General features: G+C 36.3%; 16 protein-coding genes, 1 pseudogene and 1 riboswitch. Of the genes and pseudogenes, 12 read left to right on the top strand and 5 right to left on the bottom strand.

The genetic code is table 11. The features are described from left to right. Positions 1-5 precede the first annotated feature (5 nt). From ligA to pruA, 4 genes are all read left to right on the top strand, one after another. Positions 6-2015, top strand: a complete 2010-nt coding sequence (gene ligA / locus ACUN26_RS25690; protein ID WP_000031436.1) for an NAD-dependent DNA ligase LigA — start codon at positions 6-8, stop codon at positions 2013-2015. 16 nt (positions 2016-2031) lie between these two features. Then, positions 2032-3228 (top strand): CamS family sex pheromone protein, encoded by a 1197-nt coding sequence (locus tag ACUN26_RS25695; protein ID WP_000717025.1) that lies wholly within the window; start codon positions 2032-2034, stop codon positions 3226-3228. Positions 3229-3323: 95 nt separating this feature from the next. Then, a complete protein-coding gene (locus tag ACUN26_RS25700; RefSeq protein WP_000343983.1) occupies positions 3324-4094 on the top strand; it encodes a TSUP family transporter in 771 nt (256 codons plus the stop codon). Positions 4095-4247: 153 nt separating this feature from the next. Further along, complete coding sequence (pruA, locus tag ACUN26_RS25705; RefSeq protein ID WP_000259542.1) at positions 4248-5795, top strand: L-glutamate gamma-semialdehyde dehydrogenase; 1548 nt, start codon at positions 4248-4250, stop codon at positions 5793-5795. A 249-nt stretch (positions 5796-6044) separates the two neighbouring features. On the opposite strand, the gene ACUN26_RS25710 is transcribed toward pruA, so the two are convergent. Beyond that, complete coding sequence (locus ACUN26_RS25710; RefSeq protein WP_000844920.1) at positions 6045-6608, bottom strand: cysteine hydrolase family protein; 564 nt, start codon at positions 6606-6608, stop codon at positions 6045-6047. Between the two features lie 241 nt (positions 6609-6849). Next, a riboswitch (SAM riboswitch) is annotated at positions 6850-6954 on the top strand. A gap of 124 nt (positions 6955-7078) precedes the next feature. Here ACUN26_RS25710 and ACUN26_RS25715 point away from each other — a divergent pair. From ACUN26_RS25715 to ACUN26_RS25725, 3 genes are read left to right on the top strand one after another with little or no spacing between them, the layout of a single operon-like run. After that, positions 7079-8098 carry a methionine ABC transporter ATP-binding protein gene (locus tag ACUN26_RS25715; RefSeq protein WP_000622986.1) on the top strand — a complete coding sequence of 340 codons (1020 nt, stop codon included), beginning with the start codon at positions 7079-7081 and terminating at the stop codon, positions 8096-8098. After that, a complete protein-coding gene (locus ACUN26_RS25720) occupies positions 8088-8753 on the top strand; it encodes a methionine ABC transporter permease (RefSeq protein WP_001261855.1) in 666 nt (221 codons plus the stop codon). The genes ACUN26_RS25715 and ACUN26_RS25720 overlap by 11 nt, the downstream gene beginning before the upstream one ends. Before the next feature lie 21 nt (positions 8754-8774). Continuing rightward, complete coding sequence (locus ACUN26_RS25725) at positions 8775-9629, top strand: MetQ/NlpA family ABC transporter substrate-binding protein (RefSeq protein WP_000721581.1); 855 nt, start codon at positions 8775-8777, stop codon at positions 9627-9629. Between the two features lie 171 nt (positions 9630-9800). Here ACUN26_RS25725 and ACUN26_RS25730 read toward each other — a convergent pair whose 3' ends face one another. From ACUN26_RS25730 to ACUN26_RS25745, 4 genes and pseudogenes are all read right to left on the bottom strand, one after another. Next, entirely contained in the window at positions 9801-10268 is a 468-nt protein-coding gene (locus tag ACUN26_RS25730) for an HXXEE domain-containing protein (RefSeq protein WP_002037859.1), read from the bottom strand. A 57-nt stretch (positions 10269-10325) separates the two neighbouring features. After that, positions 10326-10517: a DUF3926 domain-containing protein gene (locus ACUN26_RS25735; protein WP_000544097.1), complete on the bottom strand. Its 192-nt coding sequence runs from the start codon at positions 10515-10517 to the stop codon at positions 10326-10328. Further along, a pseudogene (locus tag ACUN26_RS25740) lies at positions 10510-11690 on the bottom strand (ArsA family ATPase). Before ACUN26_RS25740 ends, ACUN26_RS25735 begins: the two are co-directional and overlap by 8 nt. A 227-nt stretch (positions 11691-11917) precedes the next feature. Then, positions 11918-12400: a MarR family winged helix-turn-helix transcriptional regulator gene (locus ACUN26_RS25745; RefSeq protein ID WP_000942480.1), complete on the bottom strand. Its 483-nt coding sequence runs from the start codon at positions 12398-12400 to the stop codon at positions 11918-11920. 230 nt (positions 12401-12630) lie between these two features. Here ACUN26_RS25745 and ACUN26_RS25750 point away from each other — a divergent pair, with 230 nt between their 5' ends. The 5 genes from ACUN26_RS25750 (at position 12631) to ACUN26_RS25770 (ending at position 17627) form a co-directional block, all read left to right on the top strand. After that, positions 12631-12867 (top strand): YiaA/YiaB family inner membrane protein, encoded by a 237-nt coding sequence (locus ACUN26_RS25750; RefSeq protein WP_001254393.1) that lies wholly within the window; start codon positions 12631-12633, stop codon positions 12865-12867. A 141-nt stretch (positions 12868-13008) separates the two neighbouring features. Continuing rightward, the gene (gatC, locus tag ACUN26_RS25755) at positions 13009-13299 is read left to right on the top strand and encodes an Asp-tRNA(Asn)/Glu-tRNA(Gln) amidotransferase subunit GatC (protein WP_000086999.1); all 291 of its coding nucleotides are present in this window, start codon (positions 13009-13011) and stop codon (positions 13297-13299) included. A 15-nt stretch (positions 13300-13314) separates the two neighbouring features. After that, complete coding sequence (gene gatA / locus ACUN26_RS25760; protein ID WP_000051450.1) at positions 13315-14772, top strand: Asp-tRNA(Asn)/Glu-tRNA(Gln) amidotransferase subunit GatA; 1458 nt, start codon at positions 13315-13317, stop codon at positions 14770-14772. Between the two features lie 14 nt (positions 14773-14786). Beyond that, positions 14787-16214 carry an Asp-tRNA(Asn)/Glu-tRNA(Gln) amidotransferase subunit GatB gene (gene gatB / locus ACUN26_RS25765; RefSeq protein WP_001047676.1) on the top strand — a complete coding sequence of 476 codons (1428 nt, stop codon included), beginning with the start codon at positions 14787-14789 and terminating at the stop codon, positions 16212-16214. Positions 16215-16721: 507 nt separating this feature from the next. Beyond that, the gene (locus ACUN26_RS25770; RefSeq protein ID WP_000977668.1) at positions 16722-17627 is read left to right on the top strand and encodes a diacylglycerol kinase; all 906 of its coding nucleotides are present in this window, start codon (positions 16722-16724) and stop codon (positions 17625-17627) included. The last annotated feature ends 24 nt before the right edge of the window (positions 17628-17651 follow it).

The following is a 17651-nucleotide window of genomic DNA, read 5'->3' on the forward strand; positions in this document are numbered from 1 at the left end:
AGGATATGTCAAAAGAGATAGCAAAAAAACGTATAGAAGAACTACGTGATTTGTTAAATACATTTAACTATCAATATCACGTATTAGACAATCCTTCTGTTTCTGATGCGGAGTATGACCGTAATATGCAGGAGCTTATAAAATTAGAAGCAGAGAATCCAGAGTTCATGAGTGAAGACTCTCCCTCCGTGCGCGTTGGGGGAACTGTTCTTGATATATTTGAAAAAGTAACGCATAAGTCACCGATGTTAAGTTTAGGAAATGCATTTAACGAAGGAGATTTGCGTGATTTTGACCGAAGAGTACGTCAAGGAATTGATGATGCGAATGTAAGATATATATGCGAATTAAAAATTGACGGACTTGCTGTTTCACTTCATTATGAAAAAGGACGCTTTATTCAAGGTGCAACACGTGGTGATGGTATAACAGGTGAAGATATTACCCAAAACTTGAAAACGATTAAAGCAATTCCACTTCGATTAAATGAAGAGGTAACGTTAGAAGCGCGAGGCGAGGCTTATATGCCGAAGCGTTCATTCGTTAAACTAAATGAAGAAAAAGAGCAAAACGGTGAAGATGTATTTGCGAATCCGCGTAATGCGGCAGCAGGTTCAATACGTCAACTTGATACGAAAATTGCAGCAAAGCGTAACCTATCCATGTTTGTATATGGTCTTGCAAATGTAGAAGAAAAAACAATTTCATCGCATAGCGAATCACTTGATTTCTTAGGTGAACTGGGGTTTAAGACAAATCCAAATCGCCGTACATGTGAAACAATTGAAGAGGTTATAGCTTATGTAGAAGAATGGCAGGAAAAACGTCCGAATCTTGATTATGAGATTGATGGGATCGTTATAAAAGTAGACGATGTTGCTCTTCAAGAAAGCCTAGGAACTACTGCAAAGAGTCCAAGATGGGCGATTGCTTATAAATTCCCGGCTGAAGAAGTTGTAACGAGATTAACGGGCATTGAATTAAGTGTTGGCCGTACAGGGGTTGTAACACCGACTGCAGAGTTAGAACCAGTACGAGTGGCTGGTACGATCGTTCGTCGTGCTTCCTTACATAACGAGGATTTAATTCGTGAAAAAGACATTCGAATTGGTGACTACGTTGTTGTGAAAAAGGCTGGAGATATTATTCCTGAGGTTGTGAACGTTATTTTTGATAAGCGTACTGGTGAGGAAGAAGAATACCGCATGCCAACGCATTGTCCGGCATGTGAGAGTGAACTAGTTCGTTTAGAAGAAGAGGTTGCACTTCGTTGTATAAATCCAACTTGTCCTGCCCAAATTCGCGAGGGATTAATTCATTTCGTTTCAAGAAATGCAATGAATATTGACGGACTTGGCGAGCGTGTCATCACACAGCTCTTTGATGCAGATTATATTCGTACGTTTGCAGATTTATATGCATTGACGAAAGAACAATTACTACAGCTAGAGCGTTTTGGTGAAAAATCAGCAACAAATTTAATACAAGCAATTGAGAATTCGAAGGAAAACTCGTTAGAGCGATTATTATTTGGCCTTGGAATTCGCCATGTCGGGGCGAAAGCAGCACGTACATTTGCAGAGCATTTTGAAACGATGGATGCACTTGTGAAAGCGACGGAAGAAGAGCTAAAATCAATTAATGAAATTGGAGAAAAAATGGCGCAATCCGTTGTGACATATTTTGATAATGAAGATGTATTAGAGCTATTACAACAGTTTAAAGAGTATGGCGTGAACATGACATACAAAGGCATAAAAAGTGCAGATTTACAAAATGTTGAATCTTACTTTGCAGGGAAAACTGTCGTCTTAACTGGGAAATTAGAAGTGATGGGACGCAGTGAAGCGAAGAAGAAGATTGAGGCATTAGGTGGAAAAGTAACAGGAAGTGTTAGTAAAAGTACGGATTTAGTTGTTGCTGGTGAAGCTGCTGGCTCAAAATTAGCGCAAGCAGAGAAGCACAATGTTGAAGTTTGGAATGAAGAGAGGTTCTTACAAGAGCTAAATAAGTAAGAGGTGCAAACTTACCATGAAAAAAATAGCATTAGCGGTATTAAGTCTTGGCCTACTTGTAAGTGGTTGTAGCGCAGGTGCCGACAAAGATGAAAAAGTGGCTGAGAAATCAGGGAAAGCAAAAGAGCAAGCAGTCGTTCCGAAGTATGCTATTTCGGATGAATATTATAAGACGACTGTTCCATTTGATGCAGGATCTGCACGTGGATTAGTTGTGCAGGGATTAAATAATCGTCTTGATATAGATGAATTTGAAACAGGATTAATGCGTATTGCAAAAGAATCATTTAATACGAAAGATTATTTCTTTAAAGGTGGAAGTACTCTAGATGATCAAACCGTAAAAATGCTTGTAAAAAGAAAGCGTACAGATGCCGAACAAAAGGAACTAGAGAGCAAATTAAAAAAAGATGCAGTTAAATTTCCGAATATAGGGCTCAATCCAGCGTTAGGCGAAGGATCAGAATCACTAGAAGTGAAAAATAAAAAAAATCCAATATATATTACAAATATTTTAGAGCATAATTATTATGTGAAAAAAGGCGATAAAGATGTTGAACTTGGTGGTATTGTAGTTGGTTTAGCAATGAATTCTGTTCAATATTTTAATGAAGAGCATGGTTATCCGCGTGAGGCTAAAATCGAGGACGAAAAAATGTTAGCTGAAGGGAAAAAAATGGCGCAAGAAATCTTGAAAGTTATGCACCAAAAAAAGCCCGACATAAAAAACGTTCCGATTACATTTGCGATTTATCGTCAATCTCCAAAGTCTGCACTTGTGCCAGGAAACTTTGTTTCTTATGCTAATGTGGAAAAAGGTAGTGAAACGGTTGAAGATTGGAAACAAATTAACGAGAAATACTATTTGTTCCCGTCTGAACAAGCAAAAACAGACAATAAGCGTGAAGATCTTGCAAGGGTATCTAACTTCAAAGCAAAACTAAGCGATTATTTCCAAGGCGATTATTCCGCTGTTATCGGTACTGGTATGTATAGAGACGAGGAATTAAAAGAAATGAAGCTGGATATTCCTGTCCAGTTTAATGGAAAAGCGGAAATAATTGGTTTTACACAATATGTAGCAGGGCTTGTTATGGAATACTTCCCAAATTATATGAGAGTACAAGTAACGATTAAATCTGTAGAACGTCCAGAAGCGATTATTATACGTGAAGCGAAGCAAGATGAGCCACTCGTAAAAATTTTAGATTAAAGATAAAAGCTGTTCCACAAAGGAACAGCTTTTTTTCTTGAGGAATTTTGTTATAATTTTAAATGTTATAAATAAGGGGATAAGGGGTAAAGGTCATGGACGAACTAAGTCTTCAAGTCATTATTTTATTAATTGCATTCGGATTTTTAGCAGCTTTTATTGATTCAGTTGTTGGAGGTGGAGGATTAATTTCGCTTCCTGCACTAATGTTTGTCGGTTTGTCACCAGCTTCGGCAATTGCAACGAATAAATTAGCTGCAACGATGGGGACGTTTACGAGTGCAATTTATTTTATTCGATCAGGAAAAGTCGATTTTAAAATTGTAGGAAAGTTAATCCCATTAACTATTATTGGAGCGGTCGCAGGTGCTTTAGTGGTAAAATTTATTCCACCGGATATTTTACGTCCATTAGTACTTGTAATGTTGGTGTTTATTGCCATTTATATTATTGCAAAAAAGGATTGGGGAAGCGTATCTACCTATAAGAAGATGACGAAAAGGAAAACATTAATATTTTTCTTTGTTATTTTAATGATAGGGTTTTATGATGGTTTTTTTGGACCAGGGACAGGATCATTTTTAATTTTTGCATTTTTATTAATAGGGTTGGATTTTATTCAAGCAGCGGCATCTGGAAAACTTTTGAACTTTGTTAGTAATATCGTATCTTTAATTACTTTTTTATTTTTAGATATAATTCATTTTGAATACGGTATTATTATGGGATTATCAATGATTTTAGGTGCTTATTTTGGATCGAAGTTTGCAGTTCAAAAAGGCGTTGGATATGTAAGGACTTTATTTTTATTAGTTACTATATTATTGATCGGAAAAAATGTTTTGGAATATACTCATATTTTGTAGATTCATACGCATGTATGAATCTCTTTTTTTATTATATTTTAAAAATTTATTAATTTTTAAAATATAAGTCTAGGAATATTTGAATAAATCTAAATTATCGTGTAGAATAATGTTGTAAAATGTAAACGTTTTTCTAAGGGGAGGCTAAAAAGAATGGTAGTAGCATACAAACATGAGCCATTTACAGATTTTTCAGTAGAGGCTAACAAATTAGCGTTTGAAGAAGGTTTAAAGAAAGTAGAATCTTATCTTGGACAAGACTATCCATTAATTATTGGGGGAGAAAAAATCACTACAGAAGATAAAATTGTTTCTGTAAACCCTGCAAATAAAGAGGAACTTGTTGGTCGTGTTTCAAAAGCAAGCCGTGAATTAGCTGAAAAAGCAATGCAAGTAGCGGATGCAACATTCCAAACTTGGAGAAAGTCAAAACCAGAAATGCGTGCAGACATTTTATTCCGTGCTGCAGCAATTGTTCGTCGTAGAAAACATGAGTTCTCTGCTATCCTTGTAAAAGAAGCAGGTAAACCATGGAATGAGGCAGATGCTGATACAGCGGAAGCAATCGACTTTATGGAATATTATGCTCGTCAAATGTTGAAATTGAAAGACGGTATTCCAGTAGAAAGCCGTCCAATTGAATATAATCGTTTCTCTTACATTCCATTAGGAGTAGGTGTTATCATTTCTCCTTGGAACTTCCCATTCGCAATTATGGCAGGTATGACAACAGCTGCTTTAGTTTCTGGTAACACAGTATTACTAAAACCAGCTAGTACAACTCCTGTAGTAGCTGCGAAATTCATGGAAGTATTAGAAGAAGCTGGCTTACCAGCTGGCGTAGTAAACTTCGTGCCAGGTAATGGTTCTGAAGTTGGTGACTACTTAGTAGATCATCCTCGTACACGTTTCGTAAGCTTCACTGGATCTCGTGATGTAGGTATCCGCATTTATGAGCGTGCAGCGAAAGTAAATCCAGGTCAAATCTGGTTAAAACGTGTTATCGCTGAAATGGGCGGTAAAGATACAATCGTTGTTGATAAAGAAGCAGATCTTGAATTAGCAGCTAAATCTATCGTTGCATCAGCATTCGGATTCTCAGGACAAAAATGTTCTGCATGTTCTCGTGCTGTAATCCACGAAGATGTATATGATCACGTATTAAATCGTGCTGTTGAATTAACAAAAGAATTAACAGTTGATAACCCAGCTGTATTAGGTACAAATATGGGTCCTGTTAATGACCAAGCTGCATTCGATAAAGTAATGAGCTATGTTGCAATTGGTAAAGAAGAAGGTAGAATCCTAGCAGGTGGCGAAGGAGACGATTCTAAAGGCTGGTTCATCCAACCAACAATCGTTGCTGATGTTGCAGAAGATGCTCGCTTAATGAAAGAAGAAATCTTCGGACCAGTAGTAGCATTCTGTAAAGCAAAAGACTTCGATCATGCACTTGCAATTGCAAACAATACAGAATACGGTTTAACAGGAGCAGTTGTTTCTAATAACCGCGACCATATTGAAAAAGCACGTGAAGACTTCCACGTAGGTAACTTATACTTCAACCGTGGATGTACTGGTGCAATCGTAGGTTACCAACCATTCGGTGGCTTTAACATGTCTGGTACAGACTCTAAAGCTGGTGGCCCAGATTACTTAGCACTTCACATGCAAGCAAAAACTACTTCTGAAACTTTATAAGAAATAGTAGAGGAGCTTTTCACAGAATGTGAAGAGCTCCTTTTAAATTAGAATCCCATATATTACTATTATTCGAAGAGGACGAGCTAAACCCTATTAATAGCGGGATAAACATGTAAATAGAAATAAAGTGACGGGAAAAGTTGATTTATTAGTCACATTTTTTAGTATTCATTTTAAGAATTTCCTGTATAATACAATTTGAAAGAAAATCTATGGTTTGACAAGAAACACTCTTTTCGGTTTTGCTCACTGAATGGAGTGTTTTTTTGTAACCAAAAATTCCTCTGTACTCATTGCATTTGCATATACTCCATTTAAACTGGCCAAAATTGTATTGTGAATATAAACAGCTGGTATAGTAGCATTCTTAAAAGAAAGATCTTTTGTAGCACAAGCATCGTGTATAACGGTACAATGAAAGCCGAAATCAAAAGCAGCTCTTACGGTAGCATCAATACACATATGAGTCATCATCCCGCATATGACGATGTGTTCAATGTCTAAACGTTGTAATTGTTCTAAAAGATTAGTTTCTCGGAAGCTATTTGGATAATGTTTGAGTATAACAGTTTCTTCTCTAAGCGGACGGACATTCTCGTGAATATGGACACCTTCTGTATTAGGTAGGAAAAAAGTAGCATCATTTTTTATTGCTACATGCTGGATATGAAAAATAGGTCCGCCGTTCATTCTAAAGTGTTTTAGTAGCTCACTGGCATACTCACTTGCTTCTACCGGATTGCGCAATTCCATCTTTCCATTTGGAAAATAATCATTTTGGATATCAACGAGTAATAGAGCTGTTTTCATATATTCACCTTCCTCTGATTTCATATTCAAATAATAGTATTCAATTCATAGAAAAAATAATCCTTTTAAAAAATATGAGGGAGAAGAATTTTACATAACCTTCAAGATTACTATTTTATTATGAATTTTTATTTGAAAATTTTAATAAAGAAATAATTAATATTTTTCTAAAAAATGTATTGACTCTCACTATTCTGAGTTCTATAATGAGAATTAATTAAACGACAATTAAATCGATACATTCTTATCCAGAGAGGTGGAGGGACTGGCCCTACGATACCTCAGCAACGGGTTTTTTAATACCGTGCTAACTCCAGCAAGTCTTTATAGGCTTGGAAGATGAGAAGATGTGAACGAGTACATATAAGTGCTCTCCTTCTTATCTTTTATTACTGATAAGAAGGAGAGCACTTTTTATTTTACCTCGAAAGCTCTACTTCTAGTTTTTACAGCATATAGGAGGGAAGAAAATGATTTCTTTTAATAACGTAAGTAAAGTATATGAATCAGGTGGGCAATCTGTTCATGCTGTGGAGGATGTAACATTATCAGTTGAGAAGGGCGAAATTTTTGGCATTATCGGATTTAGTGGTGCTGGAAAGAGTACGTTATTACGCCTAGTAAACATGTTAGAGAGACCGACTGCAGGAACGATCTCAATAGATGATAAAGATATTACATCCTTATCAACGAAAGAATTACGGAAACTTAGACAAAGAATTGGGATGATTTTTCAAAGTTTTAATTTATTTAATTCAAGAACAGTGTTTGGGAATATTGCTTATCCATTAAAGTTAGCGAAAGTACCAAAGAATGAAATAAAAGAAAGAGTCAATGAACTGCTGAAGTTTGTAGGGCTAGAAGATAAAGCAAACTATTATCCGGAGCAGTTATCAGGCGGACAAAAGCAACGTGTTGGGATTGCTAGGGCACTTGCAACATCACCAGATATACTTATATGTGATGAGGCAACATCAGCCTTAGATCCAGAAACAACGACAGAGATTTTAAACTTATTAAAGAAAGTCAATCGTGAATATAATTTAACAATTCTTCTTATTACACACGAAATGCATGTTGTGAAAGAAATTTGTCACCGTGTAGCTGTAATGGAGAAGGGAAAAGTTATTGAAGAAGGAAAACTGTTTGATGTTTTCACACAACCAAAAACAAAGACAACTCAAAACTTTGTACGTTCTGTTATTAATGACCACTTGCCAGAAAGTGTTCTAGCGAAAATTCAAAATGGTGGTCAGATTTATCGCTTAACTTTTACTGGTGAGGAGACAGGACAGCCGGTACTATCATATATCGCAAAAAACTATAACGTCGATGTAAATGTACTGTACGGAAATATTATTGAACTTCAAAATGTGCTATTTGGAAATCTTCTTGTAGAATTGCAAGGTGAACAGAAGGAAATTCAAAAAGCATTACAACATCTAAGACTGCAAGTGAAGCTGAAGGAGGTAGAAGCTCATGCGAGTTGATTGGAGTATATTTTGGCCTCGCATATTAGATGCGACGGGGGACACCCTCTTAATGGTAATTGTAACCCTTATATTCGCTATAATTCTTGGTATACCTCTAGGTTTACTTTTATATGTAACGAGAAAAGGTAATTTTTTAGAAAATAAATGGGTTTTTTCTATTCTTAACGTCATCATTAATACAATTCGTCCAGTTCCATTCATTATCTTTTTAGTAGCTTTAAGCCCACTAACAAGAAGCGTGATCGGAACGACGATTGGAACAGCGGCAGCAATCTTCCCAATGACGTTAGTGGCATCTATTGGTATTGCTAGAATGGTTGAAACAAATCTTGTCTCAGTTCCGAAAGGAGTAATTGAAGCTGCACAAGCGATGGGCGCTTCACCACTTAGAATTGTTTTTGAAATTCTCGTGCCAGAAGCGTTAGCACCATTGATCTTAGGTGTTACGTTTATGACAGTTGGTTTAATTGAATTTTCTGCAGTTGCTGGGCTTGTCGGTGGTGGTGGTCTTGGTGACTTAGCGATGACATATGGTTATCAACGTTTTGATACATCAGTTATGTTCGTAACGGTCGTTTTACTTATTATTCTCGTACAGATAGCTCAAAATTTAGGAAACTACTTTGCGAAAGTGTTTTTACGCAGATCATAAAAAGGAAGAGGGGAAAAGAAAATGAAGAAAATTTTAGCATTTGCATTATCAGCGATTGTAGGAATTTCAGCACTAAGCGGCTGCTCGGGTGGAGACACAGGTGCAGGAGCAAAAGAGAAAGTAGTTCGCGTCGGTGTAACTGGAACGGATGGAGACGTTTGGGAAATTTTGAAGAAAAAAGCTGAAAAAGAAGGAATTAAAATTAAACTGGTTGAGTTCTCTGATTATACAACGCCAAATAAAGCGTTAGCTGATGGAGATATTGAATTAAACTCATTCCAGCATATTGCTTTCTTAGAGCAATTTAAAAAGGAGCATAAGTTAGATATTACAGCTGTCGGTACAACACAAATTGCACCAATGGGCTTATTCTCTGAAAAATATAAGAAAGCAAATGAAATCCCAGATGGTTCAGAAATTGCTATTCCAAATGATCCAACGAACCAAGCACGTGCATTAAAACTTCTTGATGCAGCGGGGTTATTGAAACTTAAAAAAGATTTTGGTCTATTTGGGGATCCAAGTGGTATCGCTGAAAATCCGAAGAAGTTAAAAATTACACCGGTTATTGCACAGCAAACACCTCGTGTATTAAAAGATGTAGCTGCTTCAGTTATTAATAACGGTGTGGCTGGTCAAGCTGGATTAGATCCAGCGAAGGATCCTATTTTCTTAGAAGATCCAAAGAATGAAAATGCGAAGCCTTATATTAATATTTTCGCAGCTCGTACGAAAGATAAAGACGATCCAACACTGAAAAAAGTAATTGAATTATATCATTCAAAAGAAGTAACAGATGCAGTTAAGAAAGAAACAAAGGATGGTTCAATTTCAGTAGATCTTTCATTTGAGGAGCTTGAAAAAATCGTAAAATAATCATTGGGTTTAATGAACTAATAGAAGGAACCCCTCCGCTGTTAGTTCGTTCAACATATAATCTACTTAACAAACAAAACCCTAATTTTGTACCTTCCAATTTTGTATAACGTAGAATCCAATGTTTGTTAAGTAGAGTGATGGACCGGGAGTTTTCCTGGTCTTTTTTTATTACTGAAAGCAGCTAGCGAATAGTAAGGTAATCCAAATTATAATGGGATAAGAAAGTAAGCTGAAAATGAGTGTAATTACGAATTGCTTTTTATGAATTAATTGTTTTTTGGATGAAAAAAAGAAAATAGAAAAGATAACAATGAAAACTGAGGATATTACGCCAGGATTATAGGAGCGATAAATCAAAAACAAAATAATATGTTGCACTGCGTTAAAGAAAATGGCCCCTTGTATAAAAATAATCCAGTATATAGAAGACAAGAAGTTTAGTTGATATAGAAAGACGATAAGTACGACGAAGATTGTTAATATGGAAATGGCAATGAAAAATTGTTGGCTAGTTATAAGATGAATTGAAAATTGATTAGCAAGATATTGTCGCATTTGGAAAGCTTCTTCAAGGTTATGAATGAAAAATAATAAAGGAATGATCCAAAGCGTAATAGTGGAATGTTTTTTTATCAACTTATATCACTCCAATAAAGTATAGAAAGCCTAAAAAGGCCCTCTATACAGAGATGATTATTCAATTATGATACTTTTTAAATTATCTTCATGATGCTCTCGTTCTTTCGGATAAGCAGCTAGCTCCTCTTGCAAAATACTTAGCATTTGCTTAGCTGATTGCTGGATTGGAGTAGGTAGCTCTTCTAATATACGCATACCGACTCTTACTTTTGTCCGAATTACTTTTCGTAGTAATTCCTCATGCATGCACCACACCTCCAAATCGAATGTTTAGTACATCCTCTTCAAACTTGGCTCCTTGAATAGAAAGGTGTGTTAATGTTTTTGGTAATGTGATGTTACGTTTAACAGAGCCGGCTCGAATAATAAGCTCATCACCTTTTTGATTTAATGAAAGTTCACTTTTGTTTGAGAAGGGGATGGACAGAACGAAAATATATTCATCGCCATCTTTTTTCACATATTGTGTGCGACCATTGAATTTCACTTCAGTAGGAGAGGGATCGGATTTAAATAAAGCATTGCCTACACGCTCTAACATAGGTAAACCAACAACTTCTTGTTCAAACATGGGAGCTTCGTAAATAGGAAGCGGCTGAAAACTATCTTGAATTAATGTTTTATATTTCTTTTGCGTATCTTTCCATGCTTGAAAATAAGGATCGGTGACAGTGTTAGGGATGACACGGTTAATCATGATGGCATCTACGTTATAATCGTATAAATTTAAATAAGTAAAACTACGCTGAGCTTCTTTAATGACCATTTTTTCGGGATTTACAACGATGCGGATACTTGTTATTTCTCGGTTCGATAAAATATCTCTCATTTCTCCAAGCTGTTCAAGTGTATTTGTTAATTCGTCCATAATATCATCGGTTGGAAGGGGGACACCAAGAAGTGGTTGAGCTACAGGACGAACGACTTTTAAAACTTTTCTTTTAATAGGAAATAATTTTTCCATCCACCAGCCGAGCATGTCTGGAAAACTAAGCATTGCTAATGTTTCTCCTGTTGGAGCGCAATCAATGATGATAACGTCGTATGTGTTTTTTTATAATAATCGAGCACGCGAAGTAAGCTAATTAAATCTTCCATACCAGGAAACATCGTTAATTCTTCTGTTGTAATATCATCAGCTGCTTTGGAAGTGAATAACAAGGTAATGTATTTCTGTAACTTTCCCCAGCCTTTTTCCATTTCATAAATCGTATTAATCTCTTGTGCCCACAAGTTTTCGCGAATTTCTAATGGCTCAGAAGATAGCTTTATACCAAATGAATCTCCTAAACTATGAGCAGGATCTGTACTCATTACTAATGTTTTTAATCCTTGTTTTGCGCTTTGAAGTGCTGTTGCTGCTGAAATGCTAGTTTTTCCTACGCCGCCTTTACCTGTATACAAAATAATTCTCATCATTCTATCCCCTTTGTTTCGGTTATCGAATATTACGAACATCGAAGTATTTAAGTGAATAAAAACCCAGTTAGGGCTTTATCCCGCATTAACGGGCAGTAAGACTTCCGTCCAAAAATTCGGCTGGAGCAAAGAAATTAGGTGGGGGGGCAACTGTCCGTAAATGCCCGATTGGTTCAACTAATAATCAGTGAGGGATGAGAAAACCCCTCACTGATTAAAGTTTCACTTTATTCAATCGGAATGTTTTTCATTCTAGGTGTAGAAACCTTTTCTTCTATTTTTTGCTGTGACGTAGCAATGTGATTCATAATTTTTTGGAAGATTTGTAGTAAGAATGCTTTTTCTTCTTCTGACAATGCTTCTGTCACTAGGCTAAAGTAATGGGCTGCATTTTGTTTTACTTCTTGAACGAGCATTACGCCGTTTTCTGTTAAACGAATTAATACAATGCGTCGATCGTTTTCATCACGGTACCGTTCAATATACCCCTTTTTTACAAGGCGATTTACAACACCTGTCGTTGTACTCATCGGTATATCAAGAAGGTCAGCAATTTTTGTCATTGTAATATCTGTATTTCGCTCCATCCAAAGTAAACAAAATACTTCTGTCTTGGAAAGTGTTAAATCAAGGCTTACCCATTCTTCAGGATAGAAAAGTTTCTTGGCGTTATCTAGCAGTAAGTCTAAAAAGTGTTCATATTGCAACAATTAATTCCACTCCCGTATATTTCGAGGTTCGTAATATTTGTTTTTATTTTATGTAGAATAGAAATAAATGTCAATATTTTTAATTTATTTTTCAGATTAGACAGAAAACAATCTTTAAAAGGGCATTTTTTTATGATAGATTAATAAATAGAAAAAGAATTTTACATAAAAATCCATAACGGTAAATATATTTATCTATAATGGATGTGCATCTAACAAGGGGGATAATGATGAGAAGAAGAAATACGCAAGCGTTCACGTTTTTAGCATGGACTTCATTTGTTTGTGCGCTTTCAGGGATGCTAATTGGGATTTACACGTTAGATGAAACGCTTAGTGTAAAAGGGTACTATTTAATTGGAACGTTATTTTTAACGATGTCTTGTTTTGTATTACAAAAAACAATTCGTGATAATGAAGAAGATAACGAGAGATTTCCAAAAAATAAACCGTTAGATAAAGAGTAAATTGTAAAGAAAGGCGTTTGCCTTTCTTTTTTTATGTAAAAATGCCGTAAGTGCCATGTGTTGACTTGCTTGAAGTACTGAAAATTTGGTATCATCAATAGTATTGTAGATTGAACGATATATTATGGAGGTGGCCTAGCCGTGTCAAGAATTTCCGTTGAGAATGTAAAGCACGTAGCACATTTAGCACGTCTTGCAATTACTGATCAAGAAGCAGAAAAATTTCAAAAACAACTAGATGCAATAGTTACATTTGCAGAACAGTTAAATGAATTAGATACAACAGATGTAAAACCAACAACTCATGTATTAACTATGAAAAATGTTATGCGTGAAGATGTGCCAGAAAAAGGTTTACCAGTAGAAGAAGTATTAAAAAATGCACCGGATCACAAAGATAATCAAATCCGTGTTCCAGCAGTATTAGAATAGAGGAGGGGAATTTCGATGTCATTATTTGATCATTCTGTATCAGAGTTACATAAGAAGTTAAACAACAAAGAAATTTCCGTTACGGATTTAGTAGAAGAATCTTACAAACGTATTGCGGATGTTGAAGATAACGTAAAAGCTTTTCTTACATTAGATGAAGAAAATGCACGCGCGAAAGCGAAAGAATTAGATGCTAAGATCGGCGCTGAAGATAATGGTTTATTATTCGGTATGCCAATCGGTGTAAAAGATAACATTGTAACTAACGGTCTTCGTACTACTTGTGCGAGCAAAATGTTAGCAAACTTTGATCCAATTTACGATGCGACAGTTGTGCAAAAGTTAAAAGCTGCTGACACAGTTACAATCGGTAAATTAAATATGGACGAGTTCGCAATGGGTTCTTCAAATGAAAACTCAGGTTTCTACGCTACAAAAAATCCATGGAACTTAGATTACGTTCCAGGCGGATCTAGTGGTGGTTCTGCAGCAGCTGTAGCAGCAGGAGAAGTATTATTCTCTCTAGGTTCTGATACGGGTGGTTCTATTCGTCAGCCAGCTGCATATTGCGGTGTTGTAGGTTTAAAACCAACTTACGGACGCGTATCTCGTTACGGATTAGTAGCATTCGCATCTTCACTTGACCAAATCGGACCGATTACACGTACAGTAGAAGACAATGCATACTTATTACAAGCTATTTCAGGTATTGACCGCATGGATGCAACTTCTGCAAATGTTGAAGTTGGAAACTACTTAGCTGGTTTAACAGGCGATGTTAAAGGTTTACGCATTGCTGTACCGAAAGAATACTTAGGCGAAGGTGTTGGCGAAGAAGCTCGTGAGTCAGTACTAGCTGCTTTAAAAGTATTAGAAGGTATGGGCGCAACTTGGGAGGAAGTATCTCTTCCACACTCTAAATACGCTCTAGCAACGTATTACTTATTATCTTCTTCTGAAGCATCTGCTAACCTTTCACGCTTTGATGGCGTACGTTACGGTGTTCGTTCTGATAATGTAAATAACTTATTAGATCTTTACAAAAACACACGTAGCGAAGGTTTCGGTGACGAAGTAAAACGCCGTATTATGCTTGGTACATTTGCACTTAGCTCTGGTTACTATGATGCATATTACAAAAAAGCACAACAAGTACGTACATTAATTAAAAACGACTTTGAAAATGTATTTGCTAACTACGATGTTATTATTGGACCAACAACGCCAACTCCAGCATTTAAAGTGGGCGAAAAAGTGGATGATCCAATGACAATGTATGCAAACGACATTTTAACAATCCCAGTAAACTTAGCAGGTGTTCCAGCGATTTCTGTTCCATGTGGATTCGGTGCTAATAGTATGCCACTTGGATTACAAATCATTGGTAAACACTTCGATGAAGCGACAATTTACCGCGTTGCACATGCGTTTGAGCAAGCAACAGACTATCATACAAAAAAAGCAAGTCTGTAAGGAGGCGAGCATAGATGAATTTAGAAACAATTATTGGTTTAGAGGTTCACGTTGAGTTAAAAACAAATTCGAAAATTTTCTCTGCGAGTCCAACAGAATTCGGAGCAGAGCCAAATACACAAACGAGTGTAATTGACTTAGGATACCCAGGGGTACTTCCAACTTTAAATAAAGAAGCAGTTAACTTTGCAATGAAAGCTGCAATGGCATTAAACTGTGAAATCGCAACGGAAACGAAGTTCGACCGTAAAAACTATTTCTATCCAGATAATCCGAAAGCTTACCAAATCTCTCAGTTTGATAAGCCAATTGGAGAAAATGGTTGGATTGAAATCGAAGTAGATGGCAAAAAGAAACGTATCGGTATTACACGTCTTCATTTAGAAGAAGATGCTGGTAAATCAACGCATACAGCTGACGGGTCATTAGTAGACTATAACCGTCAAGGTATGCCTTTAATCGAAATCGTGTCTGAGCCAGATATGCGTACGCCAGAAGAAGCATACGCATACTTAGAGAAGTTAAAATCAATCATTCAATACACTGGCGTATCTGATTGTAAGATGGAAGAAGGTTCTCTACGTTGTGATGCGAATATTTCCCTTCGTCCAGTTGGACAAGAGAAATTCGGTACAAAAGCAGAACTGAAAAACTTAAACTCATTCACTTACGTACAAAAAGGTCTTGAGCACGAACAAGTGCGTCAAGAAAAAGAATTGTTATCTGGTGGTATCATCCAACAAGAAACACGTCGTTATGATGAAGCAACGAAGAAAACAATCTTAATGCGTATAAAAGAAGGATCTGACGATTACCGTTACTTCCCAGAGCCAGATTTAGTTGAACTTTATATCGATGATGCGTGGAAAGAAGAAGTGCGTGCTTCTATTCCAGAACTTCCAGATGCACGTAAAGCTCGCTATGTTGCTGAAATTGGATTACCAGCTTATGATGCACACGTATTAACATTAACGAAAGAGATGTCTGATTTCTTTGAAGCAACAATTACAGATGGAGCAGATGCGAAATTAACATCAAACTGGTTAATGGGTGAAGTACTTGCATACTTAAACAAACAACAAAAAGAATTAAAAGATGTTGCATTAACGCCTGCTGGTTTATCTAAAATGGTTCAATTAATTGAAAAAGGTACAATTTCTTCTAAAATCGCGAAGAAAGTATTTAACGAGTTAATTGAAAAAGGTGGAGATCCAGAAGAAATCGTTAAAGCGAAAGGTCTTGTTCAAATTTCTGACGAAGGTACACTTCGTAAAGTCGTAACAGAAATCCTTGATAATAATGAACAATCTATTGAAGACTTCAAAAACGGTAAAGACCGTGCAATTGGCTTCTTAGTTGGTCAAATTATGAAAGCGACAAAAGGACAAGCAAACCCACCGCTTGTTAACAAAATCTTACTTGAAGAGATTAATAAGCGATAAAATAAGAGAGAGATTCTTATTTTTGAATGCTAAAATAGTATAGATTCTTAAAGATTAAACAGAAAAAACACCCTTATTTGGGTGTTTTTTCTGAGTTAATCAAACGTTTGTTTAAATGGTGAAAAATAATTTAAATAAACGTTTGATTAACTGTCAAAAGTGAAAAAATGTTTGTATAGCAACTATGGTATGATAGTTGCAAAAAGGTGGGAATAATGATAAATCTAGACATAGAGGTTTTTTTTCATCTCATGAAATAATAGATAATTATTATTCGTTATATGTAAATTTTTATGGAAGAATGGATAGACATAAAGTGAAACTTTAATCAGTAGTGGGGGTGTTCATCCCCCGTTGATTATTAGCCTTCACCAATCGGGTTCTTACTGCCTGTTTGAGCGGGATAAAAGAAGGATAGGAAGATGAGAGGAGGTAGGCATAGGGATACTGAATAAGAATTCGGTGTATTCTTTTTTTCAATGAATAAGGAATTTCCTGTGCTAATAAATGATGAAACGAGCAAGGATTATTTATAACCCTACTTCTGGGCGTGAGCTATTTAAGAAGAGCTTACCAGAAGTATTACAAAAATTAGAACAAGCTGGATATGAAGCGTCTTGTCATGCGACGACTGGTCCTGGAGATGCAACTGTAGCGGCGAGACAAGCTGCGGATCGTAAGTTTGATGTTGTTATCGCCGCTGGTGGTGACGGTACGTTAAACGAAGTGGTAAATGGTTTAGTAGGACATGAGCATCGTCCGAAGTTTGGAATTATTCCAGTTGGAACGACAAATGACTTCGCACGTGCGATCGGTGTACCTCGCGCTATAGAAGAGGCAGCCGATATTATTTGTGAAGGGAAAACAGTTCCTTTAGATCTTGGTAGAGCGAATGATACATATTTCATTAATATTGCTGGTGGCGGCCGTATTACAGAATTAACATATGAAGTACCAAGCAAGCTAAAGACAGTATTAGGCCAACTTGCTTACTATTTAAAAGGAATAGAAATGTTACCATCATTACATCCAACATATGTTGAAATCGAGTATGATGGGAAGTTATTACAAGAAGAAATTACGATGTTTTTAATTACAAATACTCGTTCAGTTGGTGGATTTGAAAAAGTAGCACCGTATGCATCGATTAACGATGGATTATTTGACTTATTAGTGCTGAAAAAAGGTTCTATCGCTGATTTAATTAAAGCAGCAACACAAGCGCAGCGTGGGGAACATATTAACAATCCGAAAGTACTATACACACAAGCAAATCGAATTAAAGTGCATTCACCAGATAAACTAATGATTAATTTAGATGGTGAGTACGGTGGGGATGCCCCGATGGAATTCGAAAACATATATCATTGTCTGGAATTATTTGTTCCTGAACATCAAGAGGATGCCCTGTAAGGGCATCTTTTTTTATTAGAATTG

It is taken from the genome of Bacillus sp. WC2503 (genome assembly GCF_052682895.1).

Bases quoted from the DNA above. Each gene is read 5' to 3' on its own strand.
- ligA (WP_000031436.1), top strand. From the start codon at position 6: ATGTCAAAAGAGATAGCAAAAAAACGTATAGAAGAACTACGTGATTTG.
- ACUN26_RS25695 (WP_000717025.1), top strand. From the start codon at position 2,032: ATGAAAAAAATAGCATTAGCGGTATTAAGTCTTGGCCTACTTGTAAGT.
- ACUN26_RS25700 (WP_000343983.1), top strand. From the start codon at position 3,324: ATGGACGAACTAAGTCTTCAAGTCATTATTTTATTAATTGCATTCGGA.
- pruA (WP_000259542.1), top strand. From the start codon at position 4,248: ATGGTAGTAGCATACAAACATGAGCCATTTACAGATTTTTCAGTAGAG.
- ACUN26_RS25710 (WP_000844920.1), bottom strand. From the start codon at position 6,608: ATGAAAACAGCTCTATTACTCGTTGATATCCAAAATGATTATTTTCCA.
- ACUN26_RS25715 (WP_000622986.1), top strand. From the start codon at position 7,079: ATGATTTCTTTTAATAACGTAAGTAAAGTATATGAATCAGGTGGGCAA.
- ACUN26_RS25720 (WP_001261855.1), top strand. From the start codon at position 8,088: ATGCGAGTTGATTGGAGTATATTTTGGCCTCGCATATTAGATGCGACG.
- ACUN26_RS25725 (WP_000721581.1), top strand. From the start codon at position 8,775: ATGAAGAAAATTTTAGCATTTGCATTATCAGCGATTGTAGGAATTTCA.
- ACUN26_RS25735 (WP_000544097.1), bottom strand. From the start codon at position 10,517: ATGCATGAGGAATTACTACGAAAAGTAATTCGGACAAAAGTAAGAGTC.
- ACUN26_RS25750 (WP_001254393.1), top strand. From the start codon at position 12,631: ATGAGAAGAAGAAATACGCAAGCGTTCACGTTTTTAGCATGGACTTCA.
- gatA (WP_000051450.1), top strand. From the start codon at position 13,315: ATGTCATTATTTGATCATTCTGTATCAGAGTTACATAAGAAGTTAAAC.
- gatB (WP_001047676.1), top strand. From the start codon at position 14,787: ATGAATTTAGAAACAATTATTGGTTTAGAGGTTCACGTTGAGTTAAAA.
- ACUN26_RS25770 (WP_000977668.1), top strand. From the start codon at position 16,722: ATGATGAAACGAGCAAGGATTATTTATAACCCTACTTCTGGGCGTGAG.